Annotated in this window: 7 protein-coding genes; 6 read left to right on the top strand and 1 reads right to left on the bottom strand. The window is 42.9% G+C overall.

Annotation, left to right across the window (positions count from 1 at the left end; genetic code table 11):
• The first annotated feature begins 31 nt into the window (after positions 1-31).
• The 5 genes from GSF13_RS02180 (at position 32) to GSF13_RS02160 (ending at position 6,608) form a co-directional block, all read left to right on the top strand.
• Positions 32-2,131: a TonB-dependent receptor gene (locus tag GSF13_RS02180; protein ID WP_211865881.1), complete on the top strand. Its 2,100-nt coding sequence runs from the start codon at positions 32-34 to the stop codon at positions 2,129-2,131.
• Positions 2,132-2,143: 12 nt separating this feature from the next.
• The gene (locus GSF13_RS02175; RefSeq protein ID WP_211865879.1) at positions 2,144-3,178 is read left to right on the top strand and encodes a hypothetical protein; all 1,035 of its coding nucleotides are present in this window, start codon (positions 2,144-2,146) and stop codon (positions 3,176-3,178) included.
• A gap of 152 nt (positions 3,179-3,330) precedes the next feature.
• Positions 3,331-4,608 (top strand): proprotein convertase P-domain-containing protein, encoded by a 1,278-nt coding sequence (locus GSF13_RS02170; RefSeq protein WP_211865877.1) that lies wholly within the window; start codon positions 3,331-3,333, stop codon positions 4,606-4,608.
• A complete protein-coding gene (locus GSF13_RS02165) occupies positions 4,598-6,007 on the top strand; it encodes a DUF1566 domain-containing protein (protein WP_211865875.1) in 1,410 nt (469 codons plus the stop codon). The genes GSF13_RS02170 and GSF13_RS02165 overlap by 11 nt, the downstream gene beginning before the upstream one ends.
• A gap of 25 nt (positions 6,008-6,032) precedes the next feature.
• The gene (locus GSF13_RS02160) at positions 6,033-6,608 is read left to right on the top strand and encodes a DUF1566 domain-containing protein (RefSeq protein WP_010607462.1); all 576 of its coding nucleotides are present in this window, start codon (positions 6,033-6,035) and stop codon (positions 6,606-6,608) included.
• A 477-nt stretch (positions 6,609-7,085) separates the two neighbouring features.
• On the opposite strand, the gene GSF13_RS02155 is transcribed toward GSF13_RS02160, so the two are convergent.
• Positions 7,086-8,777, bottom strand: a complete 1,692-nt coding sequence (locus tag GSF13_RS02155) for a hemolysin D (protein ID WP_174170675.1) — start codon at positions 8,775-8,777, stop codon at positions 7,086-7,088.
• A 385-nt stretch (positions 8,778-9,162) separates the two neighbouring features.
• On the opposite strand from GSF13_RS02155, the gene lodA reads away from it, so the two are divergent.
• Entirely contained in the window at positions 9,163-11,247 is a 2,085-nt protein-coding gene (gene lodA / locus GSF13_RS02150) for a CTQ-dependent lysine 6-oxidase LodA (protein WP_010607464.1), read from the top strand.

The raw sequence follows: 11,247 nt of genomic DNA, 5'->3' as shown, positions 1-11,247 counted from the left end.
CGCAATCTTGTTGTTTTGGGTGTAAGTAAAAATGATTCGCTTTATTGTTCCTTTTGTTTCTTCAGTAATTATCTTCCCCGGTTATGCAGCCAACGCGGACTCTAAATCCATTGAAGTGATAGAAATTGTTGCAAACAAAGCTGAAAAATCTTTGTTAGAGCTTTCCGGTAGTGCGGCTGTACTAAGTGATGATGATATTGAACAGCTTGTAGCAACACAGTTGAGCGATTTGTTTAAAACGGAGCCAGGTGTGGCGATCACAGGTTATAGCGGTCGTCCTCAAAATATTACCATTCGCGGTATGTCAGGTAATCGCGTACTGGTGTTGCAAAATGGTAGTAGAGCTGCGGATGGTTATGGCGCAAGTGACATCAACGATCTGGTTGGGCGATTTAATTTTGATTTGGAAGACGTCAAATCTATTGAAGTGGCAAAGGGACCAGCCTCAACATTTTTTGGGGCTGGTGCACTAGCTGGTGTGGTTAAAGTGAATACCAAACAAGCAAATGATTATCTAAGAAGTGAAGATAACTATTTAGCAATTAAGAGCTTGTACAACGGTACCAACTCGGAAGTTAAAAACACACTCACTGGTGCAACTGGATTTTTTGGGTTACCTGTTTTATTAAAAGTCAGTGACTGGCGTGCTGAAGAGCAGCAAAACTTTCCCGAGTCACGCGCTCCGCTAGACGTTAAAGGTCAAAGCGCAAAATTTAGTAGTCAGTACGAATCAGGTTTGGGCCTTTTTACATATGATTTTAGCTGGTTGACACAGCAGACAGAAAACAAAATCAAACCGGAAACCGTGCCCCAACATGACGGTGCGTGGCTGGTTGAGTCTCAAAAACAACGTGAACTCCAACAAACTCATAGCCACAGCGTTAAATGGCAATCTGTGAATTCATCTCTCATCTTTGATGATGCGCTTGGACAAATGTTCTGGCGCAAAACACAGCACGAAAACGATACTGAGCAACTAATCAGCCGTCAATTTTTTGAGGTTCAGACTCGATATAGGCAGCTGCTTTCGGAAGACCGTTTTTCTCAGACCAGTTTTGGTGGCGTATTAGATTTTGCTAAGTCTTTTGGCAATCATGAACTGATGTATGGCATTAGTGCAGAACAGGTTGAGCATGAGCGTCCTAAAGTCGATACCGTGATTGAGAATGGTACGCGGAAAGTGACGATTGACGCACCGTTTAATGCAGCTAAAACAGTGATACTTGGTGCTTATGTTGGTGACGATTGGCAGATTAATAGTAATTTTAGGGCGTTAATTGGTTTGCGTTACGACCATAATGCATTATCTGCTGAAGGTGACGAAGACACGAGCTCAAATGAAGTCACAGCTAGCGCACAAATCAGATATGAAAATAGTTATGGTTTTAATGCTTACGGAGCATATGCACAGGGCTACCGAGCTGCACCATACGATAAAGTATATGGCAATATTCCTCATTTATTTGCCTTTCCTCCGTTTGAAATTGTTGCCAATACTCAGTTGAGAGCAGAAACCAGTGATAGCTTGGAACTAGGGTTTTCGCAAACAATTGATAAATTGCATTTTGCCAGCAGTATTTATTACACCCGCTACGACGATTTTATCGATTGGGTGAACATCCGTTTACGATTAAACGATGGAGTAATGGAGCGCCAGTTTGTCAATATCGATGAAGCGTATACGTTCGGTGCAGAAGCAGAGGTAACTTATCAATTAGAGTCACTAATGTTTGGCGCAAATATTGGCTGGATGAACGGAAAGAATAAAGACAAGCAAGAATACCTAAGAAATCTTATTCCGCTCGAATATACATTTTATGCCAATTATGAGTTCAGTGACTTTTTAATCAACCTGCAATGGTATGGACAAAGCCAGATGACTGACTTACCTACGTGCCAAGACCCATTTTTAAATGTAGAAATACCTTGTCAGTCAACAGGAAGTTGGCACAGCCTAGACTTATCCGTAAGTTACACACTATCAAAAAATTGGAAATTCAATACCGCGATAAACAATGTGCTAGATAAGCATTATACCCGATATCAAGATGTTGCTGGTCAATCCAATTCCGACTTCGACTATTCACAACCAGGTAGAAACTTTAGAGCATCTATCCAGTATAAATTTTAAAGGGTGACCATCTTGAAAAAACCATTATTACTATTGCTACTGTGGCACCTAGGTGCGACCGCGGCAGAGCTTCAATTTGTTACTGGTCGTGCTATTAACTCACAACAAGCTGAACAGTTACTTGAAACCAAGTTAGCAAGAAAATATCAATTTTCTTACCGTCGTAAAGGTCAGTTTGGCAATTATTATAGCTTTATGCCTACTTATGACGCTTTGCCAATATTTAATATCGTGGATAGTGTTGCAACGGATCAACAAGGACTAGCATTTCGATTGTATGTTTCTCGTTTTTCGACGTTAAACGTGGATGAAGGCACGGTCTCTGTTGCTCCTTCTATTGAGCAGGTTGGTGCATTAATTGATAAACAAGTTGACCATTTTTCGATAGAAGAAATTAAGCGAGGGTGGTGGCTTGAGCAGCAAGGTTTAAGATTTGTTTGGAACGTATTAGTAAGTGAAACCTTGCAAGGTGAAATCGTTACTCAGCATTATTTTATTGATGCTGATGCCACTAAAATCCTTGGTCAACGCGGCGCTATTCCTGCCTACCAAAGTGAAGTTGAGCCTGAATACTCAGGTCGAATCAAGCAGTCATGGTTATTTGATCCAGACCCAAAAACTAGCTTAATGAGTGAAGACATTGAGCAACAGTTTACACCGCAGACTGAATTTGCGGATGCAGCATTTAGACTTGTTGAGCTTAGAGATTTAACGCTAATTGGCAACCAGCTAGCACTGACGGGGCCTTATGCTCGAGTAACTGACTTTGCAGAACCACACGAAGTTGTGGAAATGTTGCCTGTAGCTGGTGTAGCAAAAAATAATCATAGCTCTGCCAGCTTTTTACAACAAATGGCCTATTTTCACGTCGATTCTGCTCAGCGTCATTTGCAGGAATTGGGTTTTACTGGCGATAAGTTGATCCACTATGCGCCGATCACCATTGATGCACAAGGTTCTTATAATGACCAGTCGGCATATTCATTTCACCAAAAACGGATTTTATTAGGAGTTGGGGGCATGCTGACGCGCAGGATGCTGATGTAATATGGCATGAATATGGACACAGTGTTACTAACTTCATCAATCCCTATGACGACGGTGCGGATAGCGGTGCAATTGGGGAAGGGTATGCCGATTTTTTCGCCGCAAGTCATAGTTACCGAGATCCGCAAGGCTACGAGTTTGAGCCGGATGTTATGTTTAACTGGGATGCTCGTTTTGGACAACGTAGGCCAAGAACGTTAAATGATAGTAAAGCTAGGTATAATCCAAATTATCACTACCCAGCCCATATTCATGTTGCAGGTTCCCTAGGTGATCAGCTTTGGTCCACACCATTATTTCAATCCTTCAAAGAAGCTGAAGCGCATTATGGTGTGAAAGGCATGAATGACATGGAGAAGATTGTTATTGAAGCTATGTTTGGCCTAGGGGCGGGGATCACTATGCCCAATTTAGCGCTGTCTACACTCGATATGGCAAAGCGCCTGTACCCCAATGAACACTATGCCGACATTTTACAACGGCATTTTAGTCATCATAACTTGTTGCCAAAATTATTGGTAATTGAACAAGCCAAGGTCATTGATACTCTCACTTCAGATCCCTCTGTGGTCGTGAATATCAAAAATATCAGCCCTTACTCGCTTAAAGATGTCCAGTTCGCGTCAACTGAGGACTCAACAATAAAAATCGCAACTCAACAGGTTGGCGATATTAAGGCAGGAGATTCGATAACACACACTTTTTCCATCACCTTCGATGATGCGTTTGAATTGAGCTGTGGGATGAGTGCTTTTGTTCCGGTATTGGAGAAGTATTCGACGGGGATCCCGGTATTGAATCAAAGCCTACAGCAACTAGAAGTTACCTTAGGCCAGCCAAATCTATTTGTTGTAAAAGGTGAGGGAGGCATACTTAAAGACGCAACCGGTGAGCCTAGTGGAGTTGTGCACAGTAAGGGGATCACCAACTTTTACCTTGATGTAGAGCAGCAATCTCTGCAGGTTAGCGATGACCTTAAATTTGAATTACAGCTTGAACACAATGATTTGAGCCAAGTAAGTATAAAGTTAATTAGCCCTGCGGGTGTTGCCGTAGTCATTTGGGATCAAAGCTACTACCCACATTCAAAATTTGAATTTAGTCTGCCTTCTGATGTTGCAAACGTAGATTTCTCGCCACTTGAAGGCCAGTCATTCAACGGTCAGTGGCAGCTTCAGATTGTAGACCACAAGCCTGATTTCTCCGAACTAATTAACACGCCTACGCTTAAAGCTTGGCAGCTTTCACAAGTTACCGATTATCACTGTCATTCTGCATCTGACGATAAAGAACATACAGATGACCAAGATAATCATCTAGAAAAAATAAATGACAACACGAGTGGCAGCCTGTATTGGCTAAATATTGGTTTAATTTTAATTGGGCTTAGGCGACTCAAAATACACACTAGGAGTAAACATGACATTTAAATTGAAACCGCTTGCGCTTGCGCTTGCGCTTTCGGTTGTAGGTCTCAGTGCCTGCGGTGGGGGGAGTGGTGACACTAAAACAAATACTGAAAATGAGACAACGGTAGACCCAATTAGTTATTCGGTTTCGATCAGCGTTGATAACGCAGTAACCGGTACTTTATGCGCAGATAGCAACGAAAACTTAGTGTGTGACAGTGTCGAGGTGCAAACTTCAATTACAGATGGAACCGCAACATTAACAAGTGAAGATGTTGCAATCCTTAACCAGAGCTACATTGTGACAGAAGGCAATGTGATGATACTCAGTGCGCCAGCAGCAGTTGCAAATGACGCTAGTATCGTAATGACACCTGCAACGACTCTGGTTTACGCGAATATGATACAAGGCATAAGTAGAGAGCGAGCAATTGAGGCTGTTGTTTCTACACTTAACGATGGCTTATCACTGTCTTTGTCAGCGGATACTTTATTGACAGCGCAAAGCGCAGACTTAGCAAACTTCAATACTGAATTTGTAAAATTGTGGCAGGCTGCGCAACAGCAAAGTGAAAATAAGGGGGCTATTCTTGCGGGCTTTGCGATTCAACTTGCAGATATTATTACCGCGATAAAAAACAATAGTCATTTTAATCAGCTAGATAGTTTTGTTGCGAATGCATTAAACTGGTCCGTAGGGTTCCCTATGACTGACACTGGGGTCACTGCACTCGCTAACCTAGATGGCTTTTACAATACCGCTTCTGTTGCGGACTTTCCAGGTCAAGACGCAGATTATGGCCTTGATCTTACACAAAATAATGATGCGGATGGTGCTGCGGGTTTTAGTTATGTAAAACTCAGTAGTACCGGTGAAATGCTTGCAGCTGATGCTGAACAATGGAGCTGTGTAAAAGACTTACAAACAGGGCTAATTTGGGAAGTAAAAGATGCAAACGCAGGTATTCGCCACAAAGACACGTTGTTTGCATTTAAACCTAGCGACCGCGAATCGATTTTTCCTGCTGAAGTGGCTGAAGCCAGTTGTGATAATGCAGAAGGTGTATGCACAGTATCGCAATATGAAAGTTACATAAACAATCTAAACAACGGTGTCGGGTTGTGTGGACACTCTGGCTGGAAGTTACCTAAATTCAACGAGCTGTATAGCTTAGTGCACTTTGCGAGCACAGATAAGAATGACGGCGATGTTTTACTTGGAGTAGACGTTAATTACTTCCCAGAAACACATGCCGGAGACATATGGACAGCAACGCCATCGATAGAATGGCACACTTCTATGTACTATGCCCCCACATGTGGGCGCTTGGGTTTAACGGTGGTTATATTGGTGCAACGACTTCTTATGAATACTGTGATAGTGCACAAGAATGTGAATATCCAAGTGTATTACCTGTGAGGCTTGTAACTTTAGGAGCAGAAAAATGAGATATTTATTAGTCACTTTGTCTTTATCAATGTGCTTTACTGTACAGGCTATTGAGCAAGCGTGTTCACAAACTATCGAACGCTCTTCACCTAGCGTAGGTTTTATCGATAATAAAGATGGTACAGTAACTGATAGAGCAACACAGCTTACTTGGATGCGCTGTAGTATTGGGCAAACTTTTAATGCACAAACTTCAAGTTGTGATGGAATGCCAACCGCTATGTACTGGCAAGATGCCCTTAAAACAGCAGAAAAGATCCGGACTTCTCCAGGTCATGCAATTTATCAATACGCGGGTATTAAGAATTGGCGTTTGCCTAATATCAAGGAGCTTAACTCAATCCGTGAAGTTGCCTGTGTTAACCCTGCGGTAAACCAAACGGTTTTTCCTAATATTTTTGCTATCGCTGAAGCAGAAGGCGGGTATGCATACGTTTGGTCAGCTACGCCCTTAGCGTCTGAAGCTGGGGTAATGTATATGGACTTAAATGGTGGAAGTTTAGCGTCTACTTTTGGCTTGGAAGACTATGAGAGACAAATTTTACTCGTAGCCGACAAAGTGACAGAGTAGGCTTCAGTACTTGTCGTTCGGTGTTGTTTGGTTTTTGTTCTTGGAATGTCCTAGTCTCAGTGCTTGGCTTGCTGCGAGTAGGCTAGATGCAAAGGTTGAGCAGCAAAGAGCGACAAGATGAGCTCTTTATTTTCACTATGTTACCGTCATGCTGATATAGATTAACGAGGCGCAACAGCTATGTAAACTGGTGCAAAAAGCTTGAAAGAGCAACAGACCTCAATATGATAAGCCAATGCGTCAAGAGTACTTATACCTAGGTTGAATAAGACTATTGATGCATTGGTATCAAGCTTAGTGTAGGTTAATACCAATTGAATTAATTCTCTAATCAATTTGAAGGGTGAAATAGCATATTAGCTTCGTTAAAAATTTCTCATTTAGAACAACTAAATAGCAAAATTTTTGCCTTGCTACTAAAGCTATTTCCCCGCTTCAAGATAGATCATTTACTTAATACAACTGGTATAAATCGTTTTAAAAAGGTTCAATCATCCACTTTGCGGATAACTGGTCCGGTTCGCCATGGCGATTTAACTCAGGTTGGTTTTGCGCTTGGTTAAACCAAATATATTGCTGCCAAAATTGATTTTTGATATTCCAAACACCACCTTGATAAATCAATGCGTAGAGTGCTTGCTTAGGAGAGTCTACGAGCTTGAGATAGCCGGCGCTTTTGCTGCTGTAACTTAAAAACAGTGAAGGGGCCTGAGTGGCTCTAAAATAGTGCTGACCCTGTGCATTGGTTACCTGAATTAAATCGAGAGGCTCAGTTGGACTAAAGGTAATTCGGGTGTCATTGTTCAGGGGTTGTGCTGCTAAATACTGATTATTTACGGGTGACTTTATCGTGATTTGTGTGCCCGTGTCTGCACTTAACTGCGGATATGTCCAGCCGCTTGGTGGCGTTTGCCAGGTTAGAGATTTCCAGCGCCAGTTGTAGGGAATATCTAAGTGTGGGTCGTTAAGATCTTCAAAACCAGGTTCGGCTTCGATATTAAAAAGACATTGGTTTCGCTCTGCATCTAGCTGCGCAACACGCTCTGTTTGGCTAGTTGTGCCTACATTTAGCTCCGTCATACAGGCTTCAAGTGACTTCCCTTTTCCTGACTCATTAGGGGCCAGTACATAAGTATGGTCACGTTTACTTTCGTCCTCATACCAAGCCAGCATTGCGGCCTCGTCAAACGACAACCAGTTTTGTACTAGTCGCTGTGCTTCTTGCTCGGCTACGCTACGTCTTTGTGCTTTTGGTATTGCCATTGTGCGAATAAACGCAGCCCAGAGATCTTTACTGGCCTCCAGCGCGACAATCGCAACCGGTTTCATGCTACTAATACGATAAGACTGCCAACCAGATTCTAAGCGTGTATTCGCTCGCCAAATTACATCGCCACTGGCGAAGTTGAGCACATCTTTGGTATCGTGCGAATGCTGCTCGGCACCTTCAGAACAAAGGTAAGCTTTTACTTGCCAAACCTTTTCGTAGTTATCTTGTGGGAGCCTTACCGTATGTTCTGGACTAAATGAGTCTTGAAATAGGTGAACGGCACGGCCAAACAAAAAGTAATTATGATCTACTTCCGCGAGAGCTGCGTGACCACCACCATCCCACACTTTGAGGCGCTTCTCCTCAGCCATGGCCGCATCAATAAAATGTTGAACAAAACGTTTTTGCGCGCGATAAGCTGCATCTACACCACCTTGGCCTGCAATATCATCATAGCGGCGCATAAAGTGATCTAGCTGAATGTCAGCCGGTTCTTGCGATACTGCGCTAAAACAGTTTGGGCCGGTAGGATCGGTACTGGCGTTGGTGACGTTAAATCCAGCAATATCAACCCAACGCTCACCGACGATAGCTGAGTTCACACTGTCGTATCTTGGTTCATAGAGTGGGTTATTGTTTAACTGGGACTGAAGTCGAGTAATTTCATCTTGTGCGGTATGTAGCGCGATGTTTTTTGCCAGACCATAGCGCCAAGCGTGTCTGGGGTCGTTGGGATCTGGTTCGATAATATGTTCGGCATCCAGCACCTCTAGTGCTGCGGTGCGGGTTAACCATTCATGTCCCATGGGCATGATCCCTTGTCCACCAAATTGGGTGAATGCTTGAACTGTGCTGCTTAATGCAAGTCCTAGTGAAATTGTAAGAGGCTTTATTTTCATATCTACTCCTTGAAAACTAAAAGCAAAAATAGAGTTTTTACTCAATGCAGGGGCAAAGATTATAGTTTGTGAAATAAATGTTTCAATTGATTTTTGTTTGTAACTAATAGGTTTTTTATCACCTGATTTGTTTGGTGAGTGTTTGCCTCTTACATGGCTTAAAAAGGATAAAAATAATTTTCATTTAATATCAGGTTATTACAGTTTATTTTGTTCGTGTTTTATGTTCTGTAATGACGTGAAATATGCACATTTTATTGCTGGTGCTAAAGTTACTCTACTTAGCTGGGAATCAATTTAAGCGAAAGTTAGCGCACACTTGAGTATCTTTTGTTAACAAGTGTGTTGTTTTGTGCCGTGGTTACTATATCTAAAGGATATAAATATGAACTATTCACTTCACCCCTCTGTCGGTGTCGCAAGACTCGGTAATAGCGATGGTCAGTTTTATTTAGCACCAGACAAAATAGGTGGTTTACCGTTTGAATCCGATGAATGGGGCAATAAGATAGACAGCCCTGTCAGTCAGTTTAAAGATGCAGAAGGCCGGATCCGCAGACAGGGCCAACCCTTTAAAATCATTGACGAAAATAACAATGAGCTTACGTTATCGAGCGATAACGTTAAATCCATTAGTTGGACTGTACACGTCGCTAATAAAAAGGCGGCATGGTATGAGTTTAATGAGTTACAAGGCAACTTACTCTATGGTCAAGATAATAGTTATAGCAATCGCAACACGCCGTGGCGTAATGCGGATGCAACGGATCGCCGAAGCTTAATTATTGACCCAGGTCCAAGAACGATATCTGGCGCAAATGCAAAGGCTGAATTTGACGCCTCCAGTGCGCCTGCAGGATATCCGGTTAGTTTCCCTCCCAAACCGTGCCAAGGCACTGAAATAAAGTCTCTCGGAGACATTTTAACCGATAACGAAGGCCGCTTAGTGGTACTTGGCGGTAAAGGGAATGCGGGTGGTAACCAGCCTCTTGAATCTTACGGTGGTGCGGACACATGGCATGATGATATTGCGGATGGAACTGTGTATTGCACGGTTACGTTTGACGATGGTAAAACCTTGCAACTCTCTGCTTGGGTAATTGTTGGCTCTCCGGATTTTGCACCGGAAATCGTTAATATCTCCAACCTCAGTGATACTATGTTTGACGTTGCGGTGCGCGAACAAAACTTATGTCCTGAGCTATACAGCGATGGTGAGTATCAGTCTTCTTATCAGGCAAATTATTACCAAGATATTGAGCCGATTATCCAGCGTATTAGCCGTTATCAGTGGGTATCAAATGTCCAATCTATGTCGGCATTTGTTTCCAATATTTTTGATTTTAAAGACAATTCTGAAGATAACAAAGCCAATCGTCAGGCTTACTTTAAGTACTTTAGACAGCCAGTTGACCCAGCCACAGTGCAGCAAACTCCGCCAAACGAGCAAACCAATCAGCAACTATTCGAGTATGGTATTGAGGGTAATTTACCACTGATGCCAATGAACTCTGGTAGTAACTCTGTGAGCAACGCTGAAGACAATATTGTCGATAAGTTTCTGACGTTAACGCAGACTCAATACTTCTTACTGAGTCAGTGGGCCGCTGGTAACTTTTCAAGTGCTAAACCTTCAGCGCCACAGAGCGCAGTTGATGAGTTTGGCGTATTTTATGCGGATCAAGGTAGCGTGGGTAATTGCGTTGGCTTACCTATGTGTCCAGGGATTGAGGTAACGTGGAGTTTACAAAATCCAGCAGTGTACGCGGCGCCTTATATCATCAAAGATCAAAGCATGGGTAATGGCTTTCCGAGCGGTTTGGATGCTGAGCGTGATGAGTGCGAAGGCGGTGGATGTCAGCCTGGAGATTTAACCAAGCGCATGGCATGCCCGTGGCAAGCAGACTTTTTCAACTGTACTATTCAAAATGTGAACTTTACCGAGCCAACGGTGAATAAAGTGAACGTTGGCACGGAAGACGATCCGCAAATGGTGCCAGCTGCCCCAACTTACTATAGTTACTGGTGGCCACCACAAAGCCCTTGGGATGTATTGACGAATCAATTTGATGATCAATCACTTACCCATCTGCCTGCAGGCCAGCAAGTCAACTATGCACGTGGTATCAATAGTTTTGTGCAAATGGTTGAGCATTGGTCGGCACTTGGTTTTATCCGCAATCAAAATAGTGATGAACCGAATTTCCCCTACTTTACGGAAATCGAACGTAATCACCAACTGTTTGCGTATAAGGATGTGCCTGTCTCTGATATTACTGGGAATTGCCAAGACGACGGAACCGATATTCCGGTGTTTTATATTCCTGATGACCTTAAAGATCACTTGTCGTGCGGGTGCTCTAAGGCCAAAGCAATATTAAAAGGACTTGAAGAAAAAATGGCTAAGCCAATTACGCAAAAACGAGCTGCGAAAAAAGTGCCTCGCAGCGGTACTCGAACAAGACGGTAA

This window comes from Pseudoalteromonas sp. M8 (assembly GCF_018141365.1).
GTDB lineage: Bacteria > Pseudomonadota > Gammaproteobacteria > Enterobacterales > Alteromonadaceae > Pseudoalteromonas.
The sequence above is the reverse complement of the archived record's forward strand: the minus strand, read 5'-3'. Positions and strand labels throughout refer to the sequence as shown.

Excerpts from the sequence above, each read along its gene's own strand:
- GSF13_RS02180 (WP_211865881.1), top strand. The coding sequence starts at position 32 with ATGATTCGCTTTATTGTTCCTTTTGTTTCTTCAGTAATTATCTTCCCC.
- GSF13_RS02170 (WP_211865877.1), top strand. The coding sequence starts at position 3,331 with ATGTTTAACTGGGATGCTCGTTTTGGACAACGTAGGCCAAGAACGTTA.
- GSF13_RS02165 (WP_211865875.1), top strand. The coding sequence starts at position 4,598 with ATGACATTTAAATTGAAACCGCTTGCGCTTGCGCTTGCGCTTTCGGTT.
- GSF13_RS02160 (WP_010607462.1), top strand. The coding sequence starts at position 6,033 with ATGAGATATTTATTAGTCACTTTGTCTTTATCAATGTGCTTTACTGTA.
- GSF13_RS02155 (WP_174170675.1), bottom strand. The coding sequence starts at position 8,777 with ATGAAAATAAAGCCTCTTACAATTTCACTAGGACTTGCATTAAGCAGC.
- lodA (WP_010607464.1), top strand. The coding sequence starts at position 9,163 with ATGAACTATTCACTTCACCCCTCTGTCGGTGTCGCAAGACTCGGTAAT.